At 45.0% G+C, this 24,483-nt stretch carries 22 protein-coding genes; 12 read left to right on the top strand and 10 right to left on the bottom strand.

From position 1 onward, the window contains the following. Nucleotides 1-70: 70 nt before the first annotated feature. The 8 genes from WJM94_RS03660 to WJM94_RS03625 all read right to left on the bottom strand — a co-directional run bounded on the left by WJM94_RS03660 (nt 71) and on the right by WJM94_RS03625 (nt 10,989). Complete coding sequence (locus tag WJM94_RS03660; RefSeq protein ID WP_444492874.1) at nt 71-1,969, bottom strand: ABC transporter ATP-binding protein; 1,899 nt, start codon at nt 1,967-1,969, stop codon at nt 71-73. Nucleotides 1,970-1,979: 10 nt separating this feature from the next. Beyond that, nucleotides 1,980-2,807, bottom strand: a complete 828-nt coding sequence (locus WJM94_RS03655) for an ABC transporter permease (RefSeq protein WP_444492873.1) — start codon at nt 2,805-2,807, stop codon at nt 1,980-1,982. Then, complete coding sequence (locus WJM94_RS03650) at nt 2,804-3,763, bottom strand: ABC transporter permease (RefSeq protein WP_444492872.1); 960 nt, start codon at nt 3,761-3,763, stop codon at nt 2,804-2,806. The genes WJM94_RS03655 and WJM94_RS03650 overlap by 4 nt, the downstream gene beginning before the upstream one ends. 95 nt (nt 3,764-3,858) lie before the next feature. Continuing rightward, on the bottom strand, nt 3,859-5,484 hold the full coding sequence (locus WJM94_RS03645) for an ABC transporter substrate-binding protein (RefSeq protein WP_444492871.1): 1,626 nt from the start codon (nt 5,482-5,484) through the stop codon (nt 3,859-3,861). Between the two features lie 65 nt (nt 5,485-5,549). Then, entirely contained in the window at nt 5,550-6,824 is a 1,275-nt protein-coding gene (locus WJM94_RS03640) for an NAD(P)/FAD-dependent oxidoreductase (RefSeq protein ID WP_444492870.1), read from the bottom strand. Between the two features lie 22 nt (nt 6,825-6,846). Then, nucleotides 6,847-7,521, bottom strand: a complete 675-nt coding sequence (locus tag WJM94_RS03635) for a haloacid dehalogenase type II (protein WP_444492869.1) — start codon at nt 7,519-7,521, stop codon at nt 6,847-6,849. 569 nt (nt 7,522-8,090) lie between these two features. Continuing rightward, complete coding sequence (locus WJM94_RS03630) at nt 8,091-9,566, bottom strand: Na+/H+ antiporter NhaC family protein (RefSeq protein WP_444492868.1); 1,476 nt, start codon at nt 9,564-9,566, stop codon at nt 8,091-8,093. Nucleotides 9,567-9,645: 79 nt separating this feature from the next. Further along, the gene (locus tag WJM94_RS03625) at nt 9,646-10,989 is read right to left on the bottom strand and encodes a glutamine synthetase family protein (protein WP_444492867.1); all 1,344 of its coding nucleotides are present in this window, start codon (nt 10,987-10,989) and stop codon (nt 9,646-9,648) included. A 340-nt stretch (nt 10,990-11,329) separates the two neighbouring features. Between WJM94_RS03625 and WJM94_RS03620 the strand changes: the two genes are divergently transcribed. The 8 genes from WJM94_RS03620 to gabT all read left to right on the top strand — a co-directional run bounded on the left by WJM94_RS03620 (nt 11,330) and on the right by gabT (nt 20,248). After that, on the top strand, nt 11,330-12,076 hold the full coding sequence (locus tag WJM94_RS03620) for a gamma-glutamyl-gamma-aminobutyrate hydrolase family protein (RefSeq protein ID WP_444492866.1): 747 nt from the start codon (nt 11,330-11,332) through the stop codon (nt 12,074-12,076). A gap of 17 nt (nt 12,077-12,093) precedes the next feature. Then, nucleotides 12,094-12,651 carry an HTH-type transcriptional regulator PuuR gene (gene puuR, locus WJM94_RS03615; RefSeq protein WP_444492865.1) on the top strand — a complete coding sequence of 186 codons (558 nt, stop codon included), beginning with the start codon at nt 12,094-12,096 and terminating at the stop codon, nt 12,649-12,651. Nucleotides 12,652-12,686: 35 nt separating this feature from the next. Further along, on the top strand, nt 12,687-14,171 hold the full coding sequence (locus WJM94_RS03610; protein WP_444492864.1) for an aldehyde dehydrogenase: 1,485 nt from the start codon (nt 12,687-12,689) through the stop codon (nt 14,169-14,171). Nucleotides 14,172-14,208: 37 nt separating this feature from the next. Next, nucleotides 14,209-15,486 (top strand): NAD(P)/FAD-dependent oxidoreductase, encoded by a 1,278-nt coding sequence (locus WJM94_RS03605; RefSeq protein WP_444492863.1) that lies wholly within the window; start codon nt 14,209-14,211, stop codon nt 15,484-15,486. A gap of 17 nt (nt 15,487-15,503) precedes the next feature. Next, nucleotides 15,504-16,370, top strand: coding sequence for an N-carbamoylputrescine amidase (aguB, locus tag WJM94_RS03600; RefSeq protein ID WP_444492862.1), 867 nt, complete (start codon nt 15,504-15,506; stop codon nt 16,368-16,370). Nucleotides 16,371-16,382: 12 nt separating this feature from the next. Then, nucleotides 16,383-17,465 (top strand): agmatine deiminase, encoded by a 1,083-nt coding sequence (aguA, locus tag WJM94_RS03595; protein WP_444492861.1) that lies wholly within the window; start codon nt 16,383-16,385, stop codon nt 17,463-17,465. 68 nt (nt 17,466-17,533) lie between these two features. Beyond that, nucleotides 17,534-18,961 (top strand): NAD-dependent succinate-semialdehyde dehydrogenase, encoded by a 1,428-nt coding sequence (locus tag WJM94_RS03590; protein ID WP_444492860.1) that lies wholly within the window; start codon nt 17,534-17,536, stop codon nt 18,959-18,961. Nucleotides 18,962-18,976: 15 nt separating this feature from the next. Beyond that, nucleotides 18,977-20,248, top strand: a complete 1,272-nt coding sequence (gabT, locus tag WJM94_RS03585) for a 4-aminobutyrate--2-oxoglutarate transaminase (RefSeq protein ID WP_444492859.1) — start codon at nt 18,977-18,979, stop codon at nt 20,246-20,248. A 65-nt stretch (nt 20,249-20,313) separates the two neighbouring features. On the opposite strand, the gene WJM94_RS03580 is transcribed toward gabT, so the two are convergent. Beyond that, nucleotides 20,314-21,213, bottom strand: a complete 900-nt coding sequence (locus WJM94_RS03580; RefSeq protein WP_444492858.1) for a DMT family transporter — start codon at nt 21,211-21,213, stop codon at nt 20,314-20,316. 119 nt (nt 21,214-21,332) lie between these two features. Here WJM94_RS03580 and WJM94_RS03575 point away from each other — a divergent pair, with 119 nt between their 5' ends. The 4 genes from WJM94_RS03575 (at nt 21,333) to WJM94_RS03560 (ending at nt 23,383) form a co-directional block, all read left to right on the top strand. After that, nucleotides 21,333-21,815: a MarR family winged helix-turn-helix transcriptional regulator gene (locus WJM94_RS03575; protein ID WP_444492857.1), complete on the top strand. Its 483-nt coding sequence runs from the start codon at nt 21,333-21,335 to the stop codon at nt 21,813-21,815. 19 nt (nt 21,816-21,834) lie between these two features. Beyond that, nucleotides 21,835-22,191, top strand: coding sequence for an MmcQ/YjbR family DNA-binding protein (locus WJM94_RS03570; protein WP_444492856.1), 357 nt, complete (start codon nt 21,835-21,837; stop codon nt 22,189-22,191). Nucleotides 22,192-22,352: 161 nt separating this feature from the next. Beyond that, nucleotides 22,353-22,787 carry an Mpo1 family 2-hydroxy fatty acid dioxygenase gene (locus WJM94_RS03565; RefSeq protein ID WP_444492855.1) on the top strand — a complete coding sequence of 145 codons (435 nt, stop codon included), beginning with the start codon at nt 22,353-22,355 and terminating at the stop codon, nt 22,785-22,787. 278 nt (nt 22,788-23,065) lie between these two features. Beyond that, nucleotides 23,066-23,383, top strand: coding sequence for a hypothetical protein (locus tag WJM94_RS03560; protein ID WP_444492854.1), 318 nt, complete (start codon nt 23,066-23,068; stop codon nt 23,381-23,383). Nucleotides 23,384-23,390: 7 nt separating this feature from the next. On the opposite strand, the gene WJM94_RS03555 is transcribed toward WJM94_RS03560, so the two are convergent. Continuing rightward, a complete protein-coding gene (locus tag WJM94_RS03555) occupies nt 23,391-24,482 on the bottom strand; it encodes a porin (protein ID WP_444492853.1) in 1,092 nt (363 codons plus the stop codon). Nucleotide 24,483 lies beyond the last annotated feature (1 nt).

Here is a 24,483-nt window from a genome sequence, read left to right as displayed (position 1 = left end):
CTATGTATGTTCATTGTGCAAAGGGGTCTCTGCACTGAAAGCTGGGTCAGTTATTCGTCATAATCACAGGTCAGGCGTATCTGTTGTTATATCGCTGCTTTGTCACAAAGCGAAGATCAGCTTCATTGTTCTCTGCAGATACGCTCTTTAGCCTTGGAAGCGTATCATCTTTTAAGTGGCAGAGAATATGACTCTGTTTATTAACGCTTTTACGAGGTGGTGCTGCCTGAGCACACTGATTGGCTATCCGTTTGGGGCATCTATCGATAAAGACACACGCTTCGGTATGTTCTCGTTTGACGTTTGTATGATTGCTCGCAGTCGCTAGTCTTGGCTGGTGTATCCAGTCTGTGCGGATCTGCGGAATCGAATCCATCAACAGTGCGGTATATGGGTGTAACGGCCCTGAATAGATCTCGTTTGTTGGAGATGTCTGAACCTGATTGCCTTTGTAAAGCACAATGACATCATCACATAGTGATTTAACACTGTTCATATCATGGCTGATAAATAGATAAGCAAATCCTAATCGGTCTTTCAAATCGTTGAGCAATTCCAGTATTGCTGCTGCCACGACGGTATCCAATGCAGAGGTCACTTCATCACAAATAATGATATCTGGTTCTGCGGCTAATGCTCTTGCTAAGTTAATGCGCTGCTTCTGTCCGCCTGATAGAGCAGAAGGTTTCCGATCGATAACACTGCTCGGGAGCTGCACTAACTCAATCAGCTCTTCAATACGCTTGTTTTGCTCTGCTTTCGATAATTTGAAATAGGTTTTAAGAGGGCGGCCTAGTATCTGTCTTATCGTCTGCTTAGGGTTTAGCGAAGTCTCGGCACTCTGAAATACCATTTGGATTTTCTGGCACTGGCTTTTCGTTCGCTGGCTGAGTTTTGTTGGCAGATCGCTTCCGTTGTATTTTGCGCTGCCTAATGCCGCAGGTAGCATACCCACCAGGGTTTTCGCTAGCGTCGATTTGCCTGAACCGGATTCACCGATAATGCCAATAGCTTGCCCCGGATAGAGGTTGAAATTGATATTGTCTAATACCGGGAATTCAGGCATGCCTCTGGAATCGCGTTTACCGTAACCCGCAACTAACCGTCTGACTGACAATATCGGTGTTTTCTTCGGCTGTTCAGGCTCTACGGTGTTTGATACCGGGTGGACCGAACTTCTCACCACTTTTGGAACGGCCGCATTCATGAGTTCTCGTGTATAAGGGTGGGATGGAGCCGTAATCAGAGTATCAATGTGACTGGTTTCTTTTACTTCGCCATGATTGAGTACTACTACTTTGTCCGCTACCTGAGCAACAACGGCCAGATCGTGTGACACATAAACAGCGGTTACATTTCGTTGCTGAACAACTTTTCGAAACACTTGCAGTACTTCAACCTGTGTTGTCACGTCTAACGCCGTCGTAGGCTCATCAAGGATGACTAATTCAGGATCGACAATCAGTGCCATCGCCGCCATGATACGCTGCAATTGCCCTCCGGAAACTTCGTGGGGGTAGCGTTGGCCGATCTCGTCAGGGTTTGGTAGTGCCAGTTCTTTAAATAGCTTAATTGCTTTATGTATCAATTCATTGCGTGTTCCCAGACCGTGGATTAAAGCAGATTCGATGACCTGATCAATCAAACGCTGGCTTGGGTTAAATGCAGCAGCAGCACTTTGTGCAATGTACGTCATTCGTCGACCACGCCAGTTTCTAAGCTGAACTGGTGTCGCCTCCAGTAAATTATCTTCACCCAGCTGCACTTCGCCACCGGAGAAAAAACAGCCTGGTTTAGTAAAGCCCATTAGTGACAGTGCAATCGTTGTTTTCCCTGAGCCTGATTCACCAATGAGTGCCAGTACTTGTCCTTTATCGAGAGAAAAACTGACATTTTTCACAATTTGTACCGGACCGCTTTCCTGTTTTGCGCTAATACAAAGGTTTCTTACGTCGATAAACTCTTTCATTGTGCACCCCTTAACGCTGTTTGTTTCGTTGATCGGAAATTCGGTCGATAACCAGATTGACCGCAATAGTCATAATGCCAATGGCCACAGCTGGAGCGATGAGTGCCGCCGCACCTTGGCTTAAGCCTCCAATGTTTTCTCGTACAAGAGAACCAAGATCCGCATTAGGTGGTTGCACACCTAACCCGAGGAAACTCAGACCGCTCAGTAGAAGGACGATGAATACAAATCGCAGGCCAAAATCAGCCATCACAGGGTTGAGGATGTTTGGCAGGATTTCTTTGGTCGCAATGTAGAACGAGTTCTCACCTCGGATTTTGGCGACCTGAACGTATTCAAGTTGGCTTTGACTACGGGCCATACTGTAAGCAATACGGAATGCACCTGGCGCGTAACCCACAACGGCGGTAATGATCAGCATTTCAACAGAAGAACTAAATCCAGCTACGATAACCAGTGCCAGCATTTTACTTGGAATTGAGATAAGCGCATCCACGACACGAATGGAAACCTCTTCAAACCAACGTGGTGACATCACCACGAGCAGGGCAGCCAGAGTACCTATACATGATGCCAGCAAAGCCGAAACCAGAGAGAGTCCCACGGTATAACGAATAGCATTTAAGATTCGGCTAAGGTTATCTCGGCCCAGATAATCGGTCCCTAGAGGGAACTGTGAGCTCATTGGTGCAAAAATGCTTTTAGAAACCACATCGCCAATATCATGAGGTGGAACCCAAGGTCCAATGATTGCCAGAACAAAGAAAAGCAGGCAGATAACCGAGCTTGGTTTTGTCATTTCTTGCCATATGTTGGAAATCGGTGATGAATAGATCATGCTTGACTCCTTAGTCTCGGGTTGAAGGCAATTGATACAAGGTCAGAGATAAGGATTAGAACCAGATATCCAGAGCAGAAAATCATGGTACATGCCTGAATAAGCGCGATATCTCGGTTAGTTACGGCGTCAACCATCAGGCTGGCAACGCCTGGAAAATTGAAAATCGCTTCTACGATAACCACACCACCAAACAGGTATGAGAGACTCAAGGCAACGGCATTCGCAATCGGGCCCACAGCATTCGGAAGGGCGTGAAAAATTGCAATTCTGACCGTAGACAAGCCCTTTAGTGTTGCCATTTCTGCATAGCTACTCTTGAGTTCGTCGTCCATTGCCGCGCGGGTCATTCGAGCCATTTGTGCGGTAATCACAAAACATAATGTCATCACTGGCAGCGTGTATGAGCGCAGAAAGTCCATCATGCCTTCACCGCCGCCGCCATAGGATATGGCTGAGAACCAACGAAGTTCCACGGCAAAGATCAAGACTGCAACGGTAGCAACCAAAAACTCAGGGACAGCCACAAGCGTTAATGTCATCGTGTTTAGAAATTTATCAAGCTTACCGTTACGGTAAATTGCTGCACATACACCCAGCACGAGTGCGATAGGCACAGACACCACAGATGTAGCGGCTGCCAGCATTAAGGTATTTTGTAATCTCCCGTCGAGCAGTTGGCTGACAGGCATGCTGTTAGTAAATGATTGGCCTAAGTCGCCACTTAATAGGCTAAAAAGCCAGTTGAAATAACGTGTAACTGGTGGTTGATCTAAGCCGAGTTGAGAACGTAGTGCTGCCACTTGCTCTGGCATCGCGAACTGGCCCAGTATTTGTTGTGCTGCATCGCCAGGAAGAATATTGGTGATGGAGAAAACGACGATCGAAACTAAAAATAAAGTGAGTAGGGCACTCAGTAGTCGTCGCGCAATCAGCAAAATAATAGCGTTATTCATAAAGCATCCCTCTGTGTTGAAAGAGCGGCAGTTGCTACTGCCGCTATGGTTATAGCGTCGCTTTGCTTTAATGAGGTAAAGTCGAATTGACCCAATCAGGCATCAAGCCAGACTGTCTCGGCGAACATATAGCCCATGAAGTTACCGAGAGGGTTAGCACCGTAGCCTTTCAGGCGAGAGTCAATCGCATCAATTTTACTGACGAATATAGGGACACCGATACCGCCTTTATCGTGAACGACGGACTGCATTTCGCCATACATTTGCGCGCGTTTGCTTTCGTCGGTTTCTTTACGAGCGTCGAGCAATAGTTGGTCGAATCGGTCATTTCTCCACTGAGATTCGTTCCATGCGGCGCTGGAGAGGAAGAATTGAGAGAAAACGATGTCTGCGCTTGGGCGTGCGTTTACATGACCGAGACTCAGAGGGTGCTTGGCCCAGTGATTTGACCAGTAGCCATCAATGGACTTGGTCTGAACATCGATTTTGATCCCCACTTTGGCGGCAGATTGCTGCATTAAGACGGCAATATCTACTGCGCCAGTTGCTGCGCCAGACGTAACCATTGGGATAGTGGCATCAGCAAAGCCAGCTTTTTTGATTAAGTACTTGGCTTTTTCTGGATCGAAGGTGCGCTGTGGTAAGTCACTATTGAAGTACCTTGAACCAGGTGCGATTGGTGTGTCATTACCAACGGTTGCGAAGTCCTGGAAAATGGCAGACTTGATTTGATCGCGATCCATGAGAAGCTTCATGGCTTCAGTGAATTCTGCGCTGCTTCCCGGTAGCATATCCTGACGGACGATCAAATCTGTATAGCTACCCGATGGCGCGTTAATGTACTCATATCCGGCACTCTGCTTAATTCGTTCGGTTGATCGTGGGTTTACTTCACTGATAACGTGAACTTCACCAGATAGGAGCGCATTAACACGCGATGGTTCATCTGCAATAGCGAAGAGTTCTACCTGATCCAGGTAAGGTAAACCTGGTTTCCAGTAGTTCTTATTTTTCGTTACGACAGTGCGAATGCCTGGTTTGAAGTCCGCAACTTTAAATGGGCCTGTACCAATGCCTTTGCTGATATCTGCGACATGAGCAGGAATAATCATCATCTGTGATACAGCGAGAACAGAAGGGAAGCCTGAGTTTGGACTTTCCAGCTCAACCTTCACTTCATACTTGCCCGTTTTTGTGATGGTTTTCATCTGGGTTGCCAGCCCCATCACTTTTGATTGAGTAATTGGGTCTTTGTGACGTTGCAATGAATACACAACGTCATCAGCAGTCAGCTCTTTTCCATCATGAAATAGAACGCCTTGACGTAGTTTGATGTGCCAGATCGTCGCATTTTCATTATCGATGCTCTCAGCAAGTTCCAGATGAGGAACCAGTTTTTCATCGAACTTAGTCAGGCCGTTATACACCATGTAGTGGCGAGTGTAGTCAGTTGAAAAAGCACCTTTTGCCGGGTCGAGTGTGTCAGCAGTAGACATAGAAAGGCTGGCTACTTTTATGCTACCGCCGGGCTTGCCTTTCGCCAGCGTGGTTTTGTCATCTGCAAATACGTTAAAAGGAGCAAGAGATGTACCAGAGGCTGCAAACAGAATACCAGCAGCACCCAATGATTTAAGGATCCGTCTTCTTGAACGACCATCTTCTGTGAGGCGTTCGTAATCATTAATACACTCTTGTCCCGTTATAATATGCTTATTTTTCATAATATTGCTTCCTTTCTATATTACGATTTAGCGGTTAGTTATGAACTACATTAAGTGAGTATGCTTTAGTGCAAATAGTCCTGTAATTTGTAATAAGCACCGACCATAGGTAAGAACCAAGGTTTGCCGTTATAGGCAGGAATAGGGAACCAGCGTTCGTCTCGCCAAGGGTTCGCTTCTTTATTACCAGCAACCATTTCTGCAAGCTGTTGACCCATATACGTCGACATTTGCACGCCATGCCCGCTATAACCCATCGCATAAAACATCCCTTTATGCATACCAGCTTTAGGTAAACGGTTCGGCGTCATGTCAATGAGTCCACCCCAACAGTGAGAGGCTTTCACCCCTTTTAATTCAGGGAAGAGATCTTCCATGGTTTGGGTCAACATTTTTCCGCTGATAGCATCCGACTCCGGGTTTGAGGCTGCAAATCGAACTCGTCCCCCAAACAATAAGCGGTCATCCCCCATTACTCGGAAATAGTTACCGATGTTTTTGCTGGTGACATACGAGCGCTTGTTAGGCATTAACTGATTGATCAGTTCAGGATCGATTTGCTCGGTCATGATGATGAAGCTGCCGACTGGGACGATACGTCTTCTGAACCAGCCCAGAGGGCCATGCTGGCTGATACCACTTGCAATGATGACGTCTTTGGCCGTGACTTTGCCTTTTGGTGTATCTAGAACGAATTGGTTGCCGGTATTTTTGATGTTCAAAACCGGGCTGTGTTCGTAGATATTTGCGCCATATTTAACCGCACTGTTTGCCAGACCAATGCCTAGCTTGCCAACATGAAGCTGAAATCCGTTACGCTGAATCATGCCGCCATAAAACAGATCTGAGGCAATTTCGCTTTTGATTTGATTCCCATCGAGAAACTCAACGTTATGGTCGACTTCTTTGCGAATCAATTCGCAGGTATTAAATATCTTATCTGCATGTTTAGGTTTTGATGCGAGCTTCAATTTGCCGCTTTCACGAACCTCACACTCGATTTGCTCTTCTTTGATTACCTGGCGTAGAGAATCTACCGCGCTACCGTAAGCATTGTAGTAACGCTTCGCTTTATCCATGCCGATCGAATTGGCCAAAGAGCCAAAATCCTGGACTACACCGCTACTGCATTGGCCGCCATTCTGGCCAGATGCGTTCTCCATGATATTTTCGGCTTCAAACAGGGCGATAGACGCCCCTTTTTTAGCCAGTGAAAGAGCAGCAGACAATCCAGTTAACCCACCGCCAACAACCACAACGTCGTAGTGCGTTTTCACTAGTTCGCTTGAGCCGTTAGTGAATTCGGGTTTGGTATCAATCCAATATGATTTATTAATCATAAAAACTCCTCACCTTTTCGAGTTAGTCCAGCCCAAGTAGGTCTGCAAGTCCGTTAATGTCTTTTACTTCATGGTATGAATAGCTGCTGTCAGCAGGACGGTCGTGACCACGGTTAACAAAGGCTTTGTTCTTAATACCCATATCATCTGCAGAGAAAAGGTCATAACGGAAGCTCGATGAAACGTGGAGGATCTCTTCAGGTTTACAACCAAGGTTATCAATCATGTATTCAAATGCGGCTAAGCGAGGTTTGTAAACTTTAGCCTCTTCAGCGGTAAATACACGGTGGAAGGGGACGCCTAATTTTTCTACGTTTTGCATGATTTGTTCATCAGCAGCATTAGAATAGATAACCAGCGGGTAAGCTTTCGCTAAACGCTTTAGACCTGAAACTGTATCTGGGTGTGGGCCCCAAGTTGGTACGGCTTCGTAAAATGCTTGACCTTCTTCCTCTTTAAATTCCAAATCCCAACGTTTACAAGTTCTTTCTAGAGCCGCTTTTAGAACTACATCATATGGACGCCATGCTGATGACGCTTCATCTAGGCGGTATTTGTAGAAGTCGATAACAAATGCATCCATTTTGTCCGCAGGAACACGATCAGCAAACATCTTGCGAGTCATAATCGCAAATTCCATTTTGATTAGCGTGCCGTAACAATCGAAAGAGATGTATTTAGGTTTTAGTGCACTCATCGTATTCATCCTTAAATTTAAAAGTAACAACCTGAATTTAAAAGTAACAATCCGAAGCTTTTTGCCTCCATTTTTGCCACAACTTCATTACATCACACCCCTACAGCAGATGACGTTTAATACGAGGTCACAAAAACAGAAATCTACTTTTTTATGATTTCTTACAGCAGTAAATGTGGCGTGTATGAGAGTGGGATTGGGAAGAAGTGTTTTAAGTGCTATTATTGATAAAAATTTTATATGTCATTGAAATTAAATGGTTTATTATTCATCTTCATATCGTACTAGTGCGTAATTACGAAGTTGATTGAGGTGTTCAGAGCTTCCCAGGCAACTTATTTGGTGCGTGTTAACCGGTTAAAACGAAATAATCTGCCGCTCAAGATAATGTCGCTAATAACACGAGAATTTAACATTCTGGTCTAAAGCAGGCCGCTTGTATAAAGAGGAAAGAACAGAGGTTGTTGTGCTTAGTATAGAGTGAGGGTTATGGGAGTGGTGGTTTGGGAAGGGTATAAATAAAGCCCTGCTTTGTGAATAAGCAGGGCTTTGATTTTCACTGTTAACGTTTAACCGATAACAAGGAAGAATATTGCAGTCGCGATGATACCAATCAGAGCGTAAGGGAACTGGGTAGTCGCATGTTGCATTGACGTACAACCTGAACCTTGTGCAGAAAGTACGGTTGAGTCACTAAAGAAACATGAGTGGCTACCAGCAGCTGATGCAGAAAGTAGAGCTGCAACCGTTAGATGTAGAGGCACGCCAAGCTGTTCACCCAATGGCAGAACAATTGGCATCGCTACCGCAAATGTACCCCAAGAAGAGGCAGTCGCGAATACCAGACCACCAGTAATCAAGAAGATGATTGCAGGGAAGTATGAGGCGTTTAGGTATGGGCTAACGGTTTCGATTACGTATTGTGTCACACCTAATGAGTCATTCACCGACTTCAGCATAAAGCCGCCAATAACGGTTGCAAGAGGCAATAGCATGACTTTAATGCCATCATAAACAGCCTCAAACATATCGTTCATCGAAATAAGTCTTTGAGCACCATAGAAGCAGATCGTGAAAATAAGAGCAACGAATACACCCGCCAGCAGGTCAATGCCGAAGTACCAGCTCGCTGCAACCAGAACAATCATAGGTAGCAGGAAGTTAATCAGGCCCACTGTTGGATTCGTGTGTGGAACAATGTCATTACCAAAGTCTACATCCGTTGCGCCGTCAGGACGAACTTGGCCATTCTTTGCACGTTGCTCTGCTTTTTTCATTGCACCTAGATCTGGGATCTTTTCTAATGCAACGAGAAGAACGATTACTAGTGTTACCCAACCATATGCCATGTAAGGAATCGCTTCGATATAGGTTTGGATACCTTTCCCTGTTTCCGCTACGCCATTCGACTCTAGCAAAGAGCTAAAGAAGATTGCCCAAGTTGAAATTGGCACAAGGATACAGATTGGCGCCGCTGTTGAGTCAACTAGATATGACAATTTTTCGCGAGAGATATTATAGCCGTCAGTGACTTTCTTCATCGATGAAGAGATTGCAATTGCGTTTAAGTAGTCATCGATAAAGATCAAGATACCTAAAGCAAATGTCATCAGCATGGACTGTTTACGGCTTTTAACCTTAGTCACCAACATATCTGAGAAGCTTAAAATACTGCCGCCTTTTTCAAGTACCGCAATCAAGCCGCCCATCAAACCACACACCAGGATGATCCAAGCGATGGTTTCATCCATCATTACGCTCATCGAAATATCAACGATTTGCTCTACCGCTTCTGTGGGGTTGAGTAGTAGTACCCCGGCAATCGCGCCACTAAAGAGCGCTTCTACAGTACGGTGAGTCGTCAAAGCGAAGACTAAAACCAACGCTGTAGGCAAAAGGCTCATCCATCCGTAGACTTGCCCCTCTTCGTGATTCAATCCGATCGTTGTAAAAAGTACGAAGGTCGAAACACAAATTAACGAGATAATCATATGTTGCATGTTGAATTTTAGCGGCGCATCCATCGCCTTTGTTTGCGTAGTCATAAATTACATTTCCTTTGTTTATGCCAATCACAGTAAATAACAAGCTAGAATGCCCCGTTATTTACTACGATTAATGGTATTATGCCGAGTGCAACATCCAGTCGATTTCCAGTGGTGTGATCGTGCGCTCAAATTCAGCGAGTTCACTTCGTTTGCAAGCAAGATACAAGTCGATAAAGTCCCTTGAAATGTATTGTGCCAGCTCACTGTGTTCCAACTGATCAAGAGCTTCTGACATACGCACTGGCAAGTCAATTGCATCTTCACTCAGGGTCGGTGGGCATTGATCTTTGGTATAGTTTTCACTCGCTAATACTGCGGAAAGTACTACTGCAGCGAGAATATAAGGGTTAACGTCAGCTCCAGCGATACGATGTTCTATACGGCGATTTTTGCTATCACTGATAGGCACACGCAACGCAACACCACGATGGTTTTCACCCCAGTCGGCTTTCGTCGGAACGTAAGCGCCGGGTACAAAACGGCGGAAAGAGTTAACATTAGGACAAATTAATCCCATGGCATCCGATGTTTGCTCAAGCATCGCTGCCATCGTTTGATAGAAGAGGGAGCTGGCATGACCATCTTGTTGGCTAAAGTGGTTGTTGCCATCTTTATCCATCAAGCTCAAGTGAATGTGCATGCCGTTACCAGCTTGTTCACCAAAAGGTTTGGCCATGAAAGTTGCATCAAATCCGTGTTGATGGGCAACCTGACGAATCAGGCGTTTAGCAATGACGATTTCATCACATGCTCTAAGTACATCCTGCGAGTGATTGAAGTTGATCTCGAATTGGCCTGGTGCGGATTCCGAAAGGGCACCTGAAGTATTTAAGCCTTGTTCCAATGCGAATTTGTTTAGATCTGATAAGAAGTCTGCGTAGTCATCTAATCCATCTAAATCATACACTTCAGTGTCTTTTTCACGAGTTTTCTTCGTTGGGTTAATTGCCGTTAAAGGTGATCCATTTTCTCCACGTTGCTTATCGACCAGGTAAAATTCTAGCTCTAAAGCAACACAAGGGTACTGATCTTTAGCCTGTAGCTTCTGCAACATAGAAGCGAGAATGTTACGAATAAACAACGCATTTGGTTGTTTGCCAGATTCATCCACCATGCTCAGTAGTAACTGACCAACTTGTTTTTTTGCTGTAGGCATCAATGTACCGCTGATAGGGAAACAAAGATTGTCTGGTTCGCCTAAATCTTCTCCTAGTCCTGCTGATTCAACGACGTTGCCTTTTAGATCGAGAGTAATAGTAGAAAGAGGCAGTGCAACGCCTTTATGTAACTTCTCCAAAGCGTCGATTGGGACGCGCTTTCCTCGTGGGGATGCGTTGATATCGGTAAAAATCAGATCGATAAACTCGATATCAGGCCACTTGTGTTTAAAATTTTGAACTTCCTGTAGATACGATTCCATTTTCTTCTCCAAATAACCAGACGAGTCGAAATTAGAGATAGCTGATTTAACAAATAAGTTACAATGCGATAATTAACGTGTGTGTTAATTCAGGTATATTTAATTTAAACAAGCACTTACATTGCGTCTTGGCTTTTTAATGGTTTGTTCTTGTGCTTTCTTGTTAACTATTTTGTAACAGTCGTTTTTGATTTGTTCAATATAATGAGCATAAATATTCGATTTATTGGCTTAAAAAGTGAGTTTGATCACGTTGTGGCGATAATATCGAACATCGGTGTTGATAATTTTGTACACGGTTTGTAGTGTAGTTGTTAAATAAATTGAACACGGAAATGTCATGTCAAATAAACGCAAACCCATCATTGGCGTTGTTAGCTGCACAAAGGAGTTAGGTGGCTATCAGATTCAGGCGGTCAATGACTTTTATCTACGCGCAGTCAAAGACTTTGGCGGATTACCAGTGATATTAGCGCCTGATATGTCGAGCGACGAAATCGCATCAATTCTGGAACTATGTGATGGCTTCTTGTTCCCTGGTAGTCACTCAAATGTTGCTCCGCATCGTTACAATGCGAGTCACACCGAGAATAAAAAAGACGAAGCGCGCGATGAGTTGTCGTTGAGTCTGATTCGACACGCTGTTGATAAAAATATTCCTTGTCTGGGTATTTGTCGTGGCTTTCAGGAAATGAACGTTGCGTTAGGTGGGACACTTAATCCTGCGGTTCATGATTCTGGCTTTAATGACCATCGCGAAGCGCCTGTTGAAGATTTTGAACAGAAATACTCGCCTGCACATGCCGTTCTGGTTCAAAAAGAGAGCTTGTTTGAAAAGTGGTTAGTAGAAAACCATTGGGAAAATACGACCTTCTTTGAAGTGAATACACTTCACAATCAAGGTGTCGATCAGTTGGCTCCCCAACTACAAGTCGAAGCGAAAGCCCCGGATGGCCTAATAGAAGCTTTTAGTCTTTCGCAACAAAAATTTTTCGTAGGCGTGCAGTGGCACCCAGAATGGAAAGCAAAAACCAATCATTTCTCACAAATTTTGTTTAAAGAATTTATTATGGCGGCTTCTCTTTAATTTTTGGAGCCGCATGAATGGACAATCAAGAGATTGGTAAAAATATTGTTCAGTTAAGAAAGAAACATGGATTGTCACAACGAGAACTGGCCGAGCGAGCTGGGATTACTCACAGTGCCATCTCATCTATTGAAAACGGCAAAGTGAGCCCGTCGGTTAGCTCGTTGCAAAAAATAGTGAACGTATTTTCTTTATCTCTGTCGGAGTTTTTCATTTTTGAACAAACTCAGAATGATGATGTGAAAGTTGTCGTTACTCCAGAAGAACTTGTCGAAATGGGCAGTGAGACAGTTTCGATGAAGCTGGTGACTAACGGCAATAAAGATCAGGTTATCGGATTCTTGATCGAAGAGTATGCACCACATGGAACAACGGGTGCTGCTGAAATTAAACACGAAGGCGAAGAAATTGGCACTGTGTTGGAGGGTGAAATCACTCTGGAATACAAAGGCCGATCATTCGTTATCAAAGAGGGTGAGTCGTACGTGATTGATACGACGCAGCCACACAGATTTACGAATCACACAGACAAGGCTTGTCGAATGATAAGTGCGCATACGCCAACCACATTCTAAGTGGTGCTTGCCTTGTGTGATAACAAGGAGAGCGTATGAAAACTCAAGAACAATGGATTGAACTTAAAGACAATCTAAACATCGAAAACAGGGCGTTTATCAACGGTGAATATAGCGCAGCACTAAGTGGACAGACGATCCCTGTCGTTAACCCAGCGACGGATGAGATCTTTACCGAAATCGCCCGTTGCCAAAGTGAAGATGTCGATCTTGCGGTATCATACGCTCGTAAAGTATTCCAATCAGGCCAGTGGAGCGAAAGCAGCCCGGCACACCGCAAAGCCGTGTTAAAACAATTTGCAGACCTGATTGAGCAAAACCGTGAAGAGTTGGCACTACTTGAAACTCTTGATACCGGTAAACCTATTTCTCATAGCTTTTCTACTGATATTCCTGGCGCAGCAAACTCTTTACGCTGGTACGCAGAAGCGATCGATAAAGTGTACGGAGAAGTTGCTCCAACCGAAAAAGATGTACACGCTTTTATTTCTCACCAAGCGATTGGCGTTGTTGCGGCAGTCGTTCCTTGGAACTTCCCTCTATGGCTAGCTTGCTGGAAGCTAGGTCCGGCGCTTGCTGCGGGCAACAGTGTCATTCTAAAACCGTCAGAGAAGTCTTCTCTCACTGCGATTTTCTTAGGCAAACTAGCTTCACAAGCTGGCCTACCAAACGGTGTTTTCCAAGTAATTACAGGTTTTGGCCATGAGGCGGGCGATGCGCTTGCCACTCATGATGACGTTGATTGTATCGCTTTCACTGGTTCTACGCGCATTGCTGGCCAACTAATGATTCGCTCTGGCGAAAGCAACCTAAAACGCGTTTTTGCAGAAGCTGGTGGTAAGAACGCAAACATCGTATTTGAAGACTGCGAAGATCTAGACCGTGCTGCGGCTGAAACGGCGGCAGGTTGTTTCTACAACCAGGGCGAAGTGTGTGTTGCTGCGACTCGATTACTCGTTCATGAAAGCATTAAAGATCAGTTTATTGAAAAAGTCATCGAAGCCGCCAAAGCTTTTGCACCAAAAGATCCAATGGACCCAAGCTCTTCTATGGGAGCGCTTATTGACCAAGACCATAAATCTAAAGTGTTGGAATACATCACACTAGGTCTGTCTGAGGGCGCGGTATTACGCTGCGGTGGCAATGTTGAAGGGCAAGGTGCTTTCGTTGAGCCAACCATACTGGACAACGTGGACAACCACTTCCGCGTTGCTCAAGAAGAAATCTTTGGCCCGGTATTGTGCGTGATTCCATTTAAGGATGAAGCGCAAGCCATCGAAATTGCTAACGACTCGAAGTACGGCTTAGGTGCGGCACTTTGGAGTAGCAACATCAACCGCGTTCATCGCGTAGCTAAACGTCTGCAAGCCGGTTCGGTTTGGGTGAACAACTATAACGAAGGTGACATGACGGTCCCATTTGGTGGATTCAAAATGAGCGGCAATGGTCGCGATAAATCTCTTCATGCCATTGAAAAATTCACTGAAACCAAAACCACTTGGATTCGCATACAGCCTTAAGCCTGCTGACGATTACGATTAATAAAGGAATATCACTATGAACAAGCATACGGATTCGTTCTACGCTCACTCTGTGCCAAATATGCCGGACTACCCACAACTTCAAGACAACATTGAATGTGATGTATGTGTCGTTGGCGCAGGCTTCTCTGGTCTTTCTTCTGCTCTACATTTGGCAGAGAAAGGTTTTAAAGTCGTCGTGCTGGAAAGCGCAAAAGTAGGTTTTGGAGCAACTGGTCGTAACGGCGGCCAGATCGTTAACAGTTACAGCCGAGATGTTGACGTTATTGAAAGCCGTTACGGCCAACACCAGGCTAAAGCACTGTGTGAAATGATTTTCGAAGGCGGTGACATCATCCGCGGTCTCATCAACAAATACGATATCGAATGTGATTTCAAACAAGGTGGATTGTTCACTGCGTTGAACAACAAGCAGCTTAAAGGGCTAGAAGAACACAAGAAAAACTGGGAGCGTTACGGCAACGACCAACTAACGTTGTTAGATGCAGGCCAAATCGAGGAAACCGTTGGTACTAAAGTGTATACCGGCGGTCTACTGGATATGCGTGGTGGTCATATTCACCCGCTTAAACTTGCGTTAGGTGAAGCAGCGGCATTTATCTCACTTGGCGGACAAATCTTTGAACAGTCTGCAGTCGTGTCGATTGATAAAGGCGTAAACCCGGTTGTTAAAACCGCACAAGGCAGCGTGAAGAGCAAATATGTTGTGCTAGCTGGTAACGCCTACCTGGGTGGTCTGGCTCCAAACATCAGTAATAAAGCGATCCCTTGTGGTACGCAAGTGGTAGCAACTCAGCCTCTGTCAGAAGATCAACTGAAACAAGTACTGACCAGTGACTACTGTGTTGAAGACTGTAACTACCTATTAGATTACTTCCGTTTAACTGCTGATAAGCGTCTGTTGTTCGGAGGTGGTGTGGTCTACGGTGCACGCGACCCAGAAAACGTCGAAGCGCTGATCCGTCCTAAGATGGAAAAAGTTTTCCCTCAACTGAAAGGTATTAAGATTGATTATGCGTGGACAGGTAACTTCCTGCTTACTTATTCACGTATGCCTCAGTTCGGTTCTTTTGCTGACAACATTTACTACCTGCAAGGCTACAGCGGCCACGGTGTTACTTGTACACACCTGGCAGGTAAGTTACTTGCAGAAGCATTAACCGGACACGCTGAGCGCTTTGATGCGTTTGCAGCACTAAAACATTACTCCTTCCCGGGTGGCCGTCACTTCCAAATTCCATTTACTGCAATGGGTGCGGCTTATTACAACCTACGTGACAAACTGGCGATTTAAGAGATAAGGAATATCCAATGAGCAAAGTAGTTAAATTTGCAGCCCTTCAGCTAACCAAGAGCTGGGATCTGGAAGATAACCTAGAGAAAGCTAAAAAAGCGATTCGCGAAGCGGCACAAAACGGTGCGAACGTGATTCTTCCTCAGGAACTATTCGCAGCGCCTTACTTCTGCAAAAAGCAAGAAGCGAAGTATTTTGAATTGGCAGAAGAGAAAGAAAATTGTCTTCTTATCAAAGAGATGAGTGCATTGGCGAAAGAGCTGGGTGTGGTTATTCCGGTCAGCTATTTTGAAAAAGCGGGCAACAACTTTTTTAACTCACTGGTCATGATTGATGCAGACGGCACAGTACTGGATAACTACCGTAAGTCGCACATTCCAGATGGTCCAGGTTACAGCGAGAAGTACTACTTTAGCCCTGGTGATACCGGCTTTAAAGTATGGCAAACCAAATTTGGTAAGTTTGGTGCTGGTATCTGTTGGGACCAATGGTTCCCAGAGCTTGCTCGTTGTTTAGCTTTACACGGTGCGGAAGCGATTTTCTATCCGACTGCTATTGGTTCTGAGCCTCAAGATCCAACATTAGATTCGCGTGATCATTGGCAGCGCACGATGCAAGGTCACTCGGCTGCAAACCTTGTTCCTGTCATCGCTTCAAACCGAGTTGGTACAGAAGTGGATGACGACATTGAAACGACGTTCTACGGCTCTTCTTTCATCACTGACCACACAGGTGCAAAAATTGCTGAGGCACCACGCGAAGGCGAGACGATCATTTACGCAGAAATCGACTTAGCAGCAACGGCAAAAGCTCGTCATGCTTGGGGTCTGTTCCGCGACCGTCGTCCTGAGCTATACACAAGTGTTGGTAAGCTGGCTGTTTAAAGAGGCGTTACTATGAAGTTATCTACAACACCAGCGCAAGATGGCTTCTATTTTCCGGCTGAGTTTCAGCCGGTAAGTGAAGTCTGGCTAGCTTGGCCTGAACGACGTGATAACTGGCGTGATGATGCGATTCCAGCTCAGGAAACGTTCGCCAGAATCGCAAATGCAATTGTTGAAGTCACCAAAGTAAGTGTTGCCGTTTCATCACAACACTTTGATAAGGCCCGTCTGTTGCTGCACCCAGAAGTGCGCTTGGTGGAAATCCCGTTTAACGATGCGTGGATGAGGGATATAGGTCCGACGGTTCTTGTCAATAAGGCAGGTGAACGACGTGGGATTAGCTGGCAGTTCAACGCCTGGGGTGGTGAATACAATGGCCTTTATGAAAACTGGCAGCAAGACGATTTAGTCGCAGGTTCAGTATGTGACATCATCGGCATCGATTACTACCGAGCCCCGTTTGTACTTGAAGGCGGAGCGATTCATACGGATGGAGAAGGGACACTTTACACCACGGAAGAGTGTCTACTTAGTCCAGGGCGTAACCCGCATCTCAGCCGTGCGCAAATTGAAGAGCAGCTAAAAGAATATCTCGGCATCGAAAAAGTCATTTGGGTACCAAATGGTTTATTCAATGACGAAACGGATGGGCACGTGGATAACCTGCTGCATGTGATAGCACCGGGCAAAGTGGTGTTGAGCTGGACGGATGATCCAAGTGATCCGCAATACGAGCTTTCTCGGCAAGCTGAAAAAGTGTTGAAGTCACAGCAAGATGCAAAGGGACGAAACATCGAAATTGTACGTTTACCGCTGCCAGGACCATTGCACTATAGTGAGTTGGAAGCCAATGGTATCGATGCGAGCGCAGGGATGAGCCGACAAGCGGGAGAGCGACTCAGTGCTTCATACGCGAACTTCCTCATCGTTAACAACCATGTGTTTTTACCGATGCTTGATGAAGAAGCCGATTCGCTTGCTATAGAAATTTTGCAAAGTGCGATGCCGGAACATCAAATCATTGCTATACCGTCAAGAGAAGTGCTGCTTGGCGGTGGGAACATCCACTGTATTACGCAGCAGATCCCAGCTTAAAAAGCGAATGCTTTGCCACCAGTGACTAACATTAGGGTGGTGCAGAAAAGCTGTTAAAAGGAATAACCATGCAACAGATTAAAAATACAAGCCTTCTTTCGTTCATGGTGGCGAGTGAAGTGCAAGGTACAGCCGTAACCAATCCTGCCACTGGCGAGGTTCTTGGATACGCGCCAGTGACCACAGAAAACGACATCCTAAATGGAATAGAGCGCGCAAGTGTCGCGCAGAAAGAGTGGGCAAAGCTGCCAGCAAAAGCACGCTCTGCAATGCTTCATCGTTGGTACCAACTTCTACTTGAAAATAAAGAAGATCTTGGTCGCCTCATGACCTTAGAGCAGGGCAAACCACTGGCAGAGGCTCAGGGTGAGGTGCTTTACGGTGCAAGCTTTATAGAATGGTTCGCTGAGGAAGCTAAACGTACTTACGGTGAAACCATTCCTGCGCCGAGCGCAGATAAGCGTTTGGTCACCATCAAGCAGCCGATTGGTGTCGCTTGTGCAATTACACCTTGGAATTTCCCGATTGCAATGATCACACGTAAAGCAGGTCCGGCGTTGGCTGCAGGCTGTAGCTTTATAGTGAAACCATCAGAGGCAACGCCATTTTCGGCCTTTGCGGTGGCTGAGTTAGCGTATCAGGCAGGTATTCCGCGTGACATACTGCAAGTGGTTCTCGGTGAAAGTTCGCGTCAGGTTGGGGCTATTTTTACCTCGCACCCACTGATTCGTAAGCTCTCTTTCACCGGTTCTACTCAGGTCGGCAGTGTTCTGATGCAGCAATGTGCGGGTGATGTAAAACGTACATCAATGGAACTGGGTGGTAATGCGCCGTTTATCGTATTTGATGACGCTGATATTGATGCTGCGGTTACGGGAGCGATGGCTTCAAAGTTCCGCAATGCCGGTCAAACTTGTGTTTGTGCTAACCGTTTCTATGTACACAGCAAAGTGTATGACGAGTTTGTTGCTAAATTTGATGCTGCTGTTCAGAAGCTTAAAGTCGGCAACGGCTTGGAAGCTGGCGTGAATATTGGCCCAGTGATCAGCGAGTCTGCAAAGCAAGGTATCCAGGCGCTTATCGATGGTGCTATTGAGCAAGGCGCGAAACCAGTTTCAGATTTGAAAGAATTGGATGGTCTGTTCATGCAGCCAGTGATCCTGAAAGATGTGACGCATGAGATGGATATTGTTTCTCAGGAAATCTTCGGCCCTGTCGCACCAGTTATTCGCTTTGATAATGATGAACAACTTATCGAAATGGCGAACGATACGATCTACGGGCTGGCATCTTACTTCTACAGCCAGAATATTCACCGTGTATGGAAAATTGCTGAAGCACTTGAATACGGCATGGTTGGTATTAACGAAGGCATGATCTCTACTGAAGTGGCTCCTTTCGGTGGTGTTAAACAGTCCGGCATCGGGCGTGAAGGAGCGAAACAAGGTATTGATGAATACATGGACGTGAAATATCTCTGCTTTGGCGGCAACTAATTTAAGGACAGAACAATGACAAACCAACAACTACAACAAAGAAGAAATGAAGTAATCGCTCAGGGCATGGGCGCTTTGTACCCACTTTACGTAGAGAAAGCAGAAAACGCGCACGTATGGGATATTGAAGGTAATAAATACATCGATTTTGCTGCTGGCATTGCGGTAACGAATACCGGTCACTCAAACAAACGCATCACTGAAGCAGTAAAAGCTCAGTTGGATAATTTCTCGCACACGTGTGCAATGGTGACGCCATACGCTTCTTTTGTGGAGCTGGCTGAAAAGCTAACTGAACTTGCCCCTGGCGAGACGAAGAAGAAAGCGATCTTCCTGACTACCGGCGCAGAAGCAGTAGAAAATGCAGTGAAAGTGGCACGTGCACATACAGGCCGTAGCGGCGTGATTGCATTTAAAGGTGGTTTCCACGGTCGTACCAATATGACGATGGGTCTAACGGGTAAAGTTGCACCTTACAAAGCTGGCTTTGGTCCGTTCCCGAACGAAATCTATCACGCACCATACCCAAATGCGTTCCACGGCATTAGTGTTGAGCAAAGCTTGCAAGCAATTGAAGACCTGTTTGCTTGCGATATTGAACCATCACGCGTTGCGGCAATCATCTTTGAACCTGTACAAGGCGAGGGTGGTTTCTACAAAGCACCAGAAGCGTTTGCACAAGGCCTACGTCAGTTGTGTGATAAGCACGGTATCATGCTGATTGCAGATGAAATCCAGACAGGTTTTGCCCGTACCGGTAAAATGTTTGCGACAGAATACCTAGGTATTGAACCTGACCTGATGACAATGGCAAAAGGTATTGCTGGTGGATTCCCGATCTCAGCAGTGGTTGGTAAAGCGCATGTGATGGACTCTGCGCTACCTGGTGGTTTAGGCGGTACTTATGCTGGTTCTCCACTAGGCTGTGTTGCAGGTCTTGAAGTACTGAAAATCATCGAAGAAGAAGATTTGTGTGCGAAAGCGATGGGCATTGGCGAAGTCGTTAATGCGCGCATGACTGCGCTGCAAAAATCAGTGCCTGCTATTGGTGAAATCCGTACCACTGGTGCAATGATGGCGATTGAATTCACTGACCCAGAATCAGGTAAGCCTCTGCAAGAAATGACGAAAGCAGTCATCAGTAAAGCGCAAGAAAACGGTCTGATCCTGCTTTCTTGTGGTGTAAAAGCGAACGTTATTCGTCTACTTCCACCACTGACTATTGAGTCTGAAGTACTGAACGAAGGTTTAGACAAGCTGGAAAAAATCATTCTCGAGCTTGCGTAATAGAGCAACAACGCACTCGTCTTAAACAAGAAGAGGAAGTCAGCGACTTCCTCTTCTTTTTGCTATCAATCTGTAACTGGCTCAGCGAGCCTCTCTTTTGATTTCAAAAAAGTAACCACGAGTTGAGGTAGCAGTGACATCAGGATCATGCCTAGCATCAAACTGTATTGCAGTAGGGTGAAGCTTTCTCCAAGCAACAAAAGCCCAGAAACAATCCCCGCAATTGGATTAATAATTCCGCCAAAAGTAAAGTCGACCACAGACATTCGTTGCAGAAGCCAAACATACATGGTGTAGCCCAATGCCGTGTTGAGCAAAATAACCCAGAGTAGCCCCATGATGTTTGTGATAGATACATTGCTTATCGCACTGACATAAGGCTCCGGGTTCAGGCTCGCGAGAACGCCCGCTGCTACCGATAGGACAACACCGCCGATGATCAACTGCCAGGTAAGGACTGTCCACCAATGCATTTTGGTTCCCAGTGATTTAGTCACACTGCTACCGGCGACAATACATATGATGGCGGCTAGCATCGCAAGCAAACCGATAGGATCCAGTGTGATAGTTCTGGGATCAAACAAGAACCAGGCTAATACAATCAGAACGATACCTCGGCATATATGCATCACGCTTGGATTGCGTTTATAGACTAACCAGCTGTAGAGCATCGCAAAAACTGGTACTGAAACCATCCCAACACCGGAGATAGCAGCTGGTAAAGTCAATGCCATGACAAAAATCAGTCCAAAGAACAATGCGATATTGATGGTTCCCAAGACAAACAGCGATTTCCACTCGTGCTTTTTAGGTAAGGTTGGCTTTATTGCCAGTAGCAGAAGACCTGCTGGGAGTGCTCTTAGTGCACCCAACAATACGGGAGGCCAGTCTGGCACAGTAAACTGTGTCACGGCATAAGTGGTTCCCCAGAAAAACGAAGGGATCATCGCGAGTAAAATGTTCACATTAAATATCTTTACGTTAAGATAATTGCATGCAAAGATACGCCTAAGGTTACTTTTTGTAAAGTATCTTTATGTTAAAATAATTTGCAAATTAACGTTGCTTTGGAGCGCATTTAGTAATGGACGCAATTGATAGAGTGGTCGAGCAGTGGCTGAAGGAAAAGCCTGATCTTGATACACAGCCGATGGCTATCATGGGACGGCTGATGAGAATCGCCAAACATATGGAGACGCGCGTAGCAGAGCTTCACAAGCAGTATGATCTTAAAATGGGTGAATTTGATGTGTTGGCAACCTTGCGCCGAGCAGGAGCGCCTTATTGCTTGACTCCTTCTGCATTGATTGAATCCATGATGCTGACGTCAGGAGCAATGACCAACCGTTTGGATAAGCTGGAAAAGAAAGGTCTAATTTCCAGAGAGCACAGTAAAGAGGATCGACGCAGTGTCACCGTTGAACTCACCTCTGACGGATTGAAGCTTATCAATAATCTAATTTTGGAGCATGTTGAAGTACAACGTGACTTTATCCGAGGCTTGTCTGACGAAGAAAAGATTCAGGTTAATAAGGCGTTAAAGGCCTTGTTACCCCAATTCGAGTAACAACTGACAGGGAACGTCAATGATAAGAGAAGAATTAGAGCAGTATCTAAATACCTTTATGTGTGCGGAGAGTGATTTTCCGTTTGGACCTGAAGCCTTGGTATTTAAGATTAAGGGTAAAATGTTCGCGATACTTGCGCAGCGTGGTGGTCGTGAGTACGTCAGTGTAAAGGTGAAACCAGAAGATGGGGAGGTGCTGACTTCTCAATTCAAGGACATTACACCCGGTTATCATCTCAACAAAAGGCACTGGGTCACGGTGTATTTCAACGGAGATGTCGAGGACGGTCTAATTCAAGATTTGTGTGAACGTTCATACAAACTTATCGTTGCAAATATGACCAAAGCCCAACGTGCTTCACTTGGCTTTCAGTAGCATGACTGTATGTAATACGAGGCTTGATGGAGGCCATCATGCTGTATTAAGTTGTTGCCACACCAATTAAAACGAATTTATAGATAGTGTTCGCTCAAAAACTCGCGCCTTTATTAACTTAGGACTATATAAAAAGTAATAGAGTTAAAAGGGGTAATGATATGCGTGCGCTATCGGATTGGCTAAAAGCCTATGGTGAAAGTCATCAAAACCCAATTAATCGAAAAATCCACACCGTTGCCGTACCCGGTATTTATCTCTCTGTAGTTGGGTTGATCTGGTCAATTCCTCAACTGACCATTTCAGGTCTTAATTTAAACTGGATATGGCTAGCTGTGATTCCGGTTTGGATATTTTATTTCCGACTTTCTTTAAGTGTTTTCATGATGATGTTGGGTTATACCTTGGCATGTATTGGCTTAGTGTGGTCGATGGAAGTATTGCAGCTTCCTGTTCTCTATATTTCCGTAATGCTCTTTGGTGTTTTGTGGCTTCTGCAGTTTATTGGTCACAAAATAGAAGGAACTAAGCCTTCATTTTACGAAGACTTACAATTTCTTCTTATTGGTCCAATCTGGGTATTCAGAAAACAGTAAAATGCCATGTAAGAGCCAAATCTTCCCTTTGGTTAGCGTGCGAAACACTTATGTTTTTCAATGCATAACATTGAGTTTTCGATATAACGTGACTTTTACTCCAGCTAATTAAAATGGTGAGTTCTAACTCATGATCTTTCTCAAAGGATCGTCAAAGTTTATGCAGTGTCTTGGGTTTGAACAGCGGCTCTAATCGATTCCCACTATGCTTAAAGTGGTACTGCTGCACAGCAACCAAATTGTCATTTTTCAGTGACAATGTCACGTAGGGAGGGGAAATGTACAACCGCGAATACAAATACGTTTATTGGAGAGAGGAGCGTAAGAAAGGCAAGTGGCATTATATCTTCAAATCATTTTTTATGATTTGTTGCGCATTGTTAGTAGGGAAAATTATAGGTTTGTTTGTGTTTGGACATTTGCATGCCATTACGGATATTGTTGAGCAGTTGCCAGCGGATCTCTTTATCATGATGCTTGTCGGATTTCCTATCAGTGTTATCGGTTGGTATCACGAAGAGTCTAAATTTTTTAGAGCGTTAAGGCGAAGAGATAAGCAACAAAAGATGAAGGAAAACAGCACGCACTCAAAATAGTTGGTTCTTAAAAGACAAAGTTCAGCATGATGGTATACATATTGGCACTGGTGTCATTGGGTTGAGAGGTAAACGCGCCTAAACTATCGCCAAAAGCATTGAAATATTGCCACTCCGCATTAAGTGAAATGTTGTAGTCGATGTCATATCTGACGCCTAACAGATAGCTGTCTCCGTCTTTACTTTCCGAACTATCGAATTGTTGACCATAGATAGCATAAGGTGTGAACTGGTTTATGTTGTAACTTGCCGCAGCATACCAAGATGTTGATATATCGCTTGTCTGACTTTCTGTAGTGATGGCAAAACTTTCCAATTCGTACCTAAAACTCAAAGAATAGAGGTCAACTGATGCGTCTTTATCCGCAAGAGCTAAGCGGTCAATGGCGATGGTGCCGAGGCCGGGTACACTCTGTTCGAGATTCGAAATGGTGGTTGTCTGATCATAATTGCCATTTAAATAAACAAAATTCCAACGATATCGTTCCCCACTTAAGGTTAGATTAAGTCCAACAACATCTTTAATATCGACTTTTAATTCAGTGTTTTTGTTAAGGGTTATTTTACTAACGTCTTTAAAACCTACAAATGGCATTGCAGTCATCATTACTCGGTCATTCAAATCATGATTCCAACGAATAGACAGACCGTTATAAGCCGTAATACCTAGTGCGCTGTCATATACTTCCGTCGGTGCACGTGCTGGTGTGAAAGCATGCCCTACGTAATAGTATTCGGATGTTAAAAAAAGCGGCAGCCTCAAACGACCTGCGTATATATCAAAGTTTTGATACGTATAAGCCAAGTATGCCCATTCTAATTGAGGATCGCTCCAGTGATCTTGAGGTCTTTTCACCACTTGTACCGATGACCTCAACTCACGGTAGAAATAATCAAGCTGTATGCCAAAGGTCGTATCGCAATCAAAGCAGTTTTCGTCTTCAATGAATCGGTTTAAGAGTAACGGTGTGTCATTATCAGACTTTGCCCAAGACACCGAACCAAATCCGCTCAGTGAGAGGTTGTCCGTTAACTCGATGGTAGCGAAGCTCGGAAAAGCAGTGCTGCTAAGTAGCATTGTTATCAGATATTTTTTCATA

Source organism: Vibrio sp. YIC-376 (assembly GCF_052353105.1).
In the GTDB taxonomy this organism is placed as follows: Bacteria; Pseudomonadota; Gammaproteobacteria; order Enterobacterales; family Vibrionaceae; genus Vibrio.
The sequence above is the reverse complement of the archived record's forward strand: the minus strand, read 5'-3'. Positions and strand labels throughout refer to the sequence as shown.

Bases quoted from the DNA above. Each gene is read 5' to 3' on its own strand.
- WJM94_RS03655 (WP_444492873.1), bottom strand. From the start codon at position 2,807: ATGATCTATTCATCACCGATTTCCAACATATGGCAAGAAATGACAAAA.
- WJM94_RS03650 (WP_444492872.1), bottom strand. From the start codon at position 3,763: ATGAATAACGCTATTATTTTGCTGATTGCGCGACGACTACTGAGTGCC.
- WJM94_RS03620 (WP_444492866.1), top strand. From the start codon at position 11,330: ATGTCAAATAAACGCAAACCCATCATTGGCGTTGTTAGCTGCACAAAG.
- WJM94_RS03590 (WP_444492860.1), top strand. From the start codon at position 17,534: ATGCAACAGATTAAAAATACAAGCCTTCTTTCGTTCATGGTGGCGAGT.
- WJM94_RS03565 (WP_444492855.1), top strand. From the start codon at position 22,353: ATGCGTGCGCTATCGGATTGGCTAAAAGCCTATGGTGAAAGTCATCAA.
- WJM94_RS03575 (WP_444492857.1), top strand. From the start codon at position 21,333: ATGGACGCAATTGATAGAGTGGTCGAGCAGTGGCTGAAGGAAAAGCCT.
- WJM94_RS03625 (WP_444492867.1), bottom strand. From the start codon at position 10,989: ATGGAATCGTATCTACAGGAAGTTCAAAATTTTAAACACAAGTGGCCT.
- WJM94_RS03605 (WP_444492863.1), top strand. From the start codon at position 14,209: ATGAACAAGCATACGGATTCGTTCTACGCTCACTCTGTGCCAAATATG.
- WJM94_RS03645 (WP_444492871.1), bottom strand. From the start codon at position 5,484: ATGAAAAATAAGCATATTATAACGGGACAAGAGTGTATTAATGATTAC.
- aguB (WP_444492862.1), top strand. From the start codon at position 15,504: ATGAGCAAAGTAGTTAAATTTGCAGCCCTTCAGCTAACCAAGAGCTGG.
- WJM94_RS03610 (WP_444492864.1), top strand. From the start codon at position 12,687: ATGAAAACTCAAGAACAATGGATTGAACTTAAAGACAATCTAAACATC.
- WJM94_RS03555 (WP_444492853.1), bottom strand. From the start codon at position 24,482: ATGAAAAAATATCTGATAACAATGCTACTTAGCAGCACTGCTTTTCCG.
- gabT (WP_444492859.1), top strand. From the start codon at position 18,977: ATGACAAACCAACAACTACAACAAAGAAGAAATGAAGTAATCGCTCAG.
- WJM94_RS03660 (WP_444492874.1), bottom strand. From the start codon at position 1,969: ATGAAAGAGTTTATCGACGTAAGAAACCTTTGTATTAGCGCAAAACAG.
- WJM94_RS03635 (WP_444492869.1), bottom strand. From the start codon at position 7,521: ATGAGTGCACTAAAACCTAAATACATCTCTTTCGATTGTTACGGCACG.
- puuR (WP_444492865.1), top strand. From the start codon at position 12,094: ATGGACAATCAAGAGATTGGTAAAAATATTGTTCAGTTAAGAAAGAAA.
- WJM94_RS03560 (WP_444492854.1), top strand. From the start codon at position 23,066: ATGTACAACCGCGAATACAAATACGTTTATTGGAGAGAGGAGCGTAAG.
- WJM94_RS03630 (WP_444492868.1), bottom strand. From the start codon at position 9,566: ATGACTACGCAAACAAAGGCGATGGATGCGCCGCTAAAATTCAACATG.
- aguA (WP_444492861.1), top strand. From the start codon at position 16,383: ATGAAGTTATCTACAACACCAGCGCAAGATGGCTTCTATTTTCCGGCT.
- WJM94_RS03640 (WP_444492870.1), bottom strand. From the start codon at position 6,824: ATGATTAATAAATCATATTGGATTGATACCAAACCCGAATTCACTAAC.
- WJM94_RS03570 (WP_444492856.1), top strand. From the start codon at position 21,835: ATGATAAGAGAAGAATTAGAGCAGTATCTAAATACCTTTATGTGTGCG.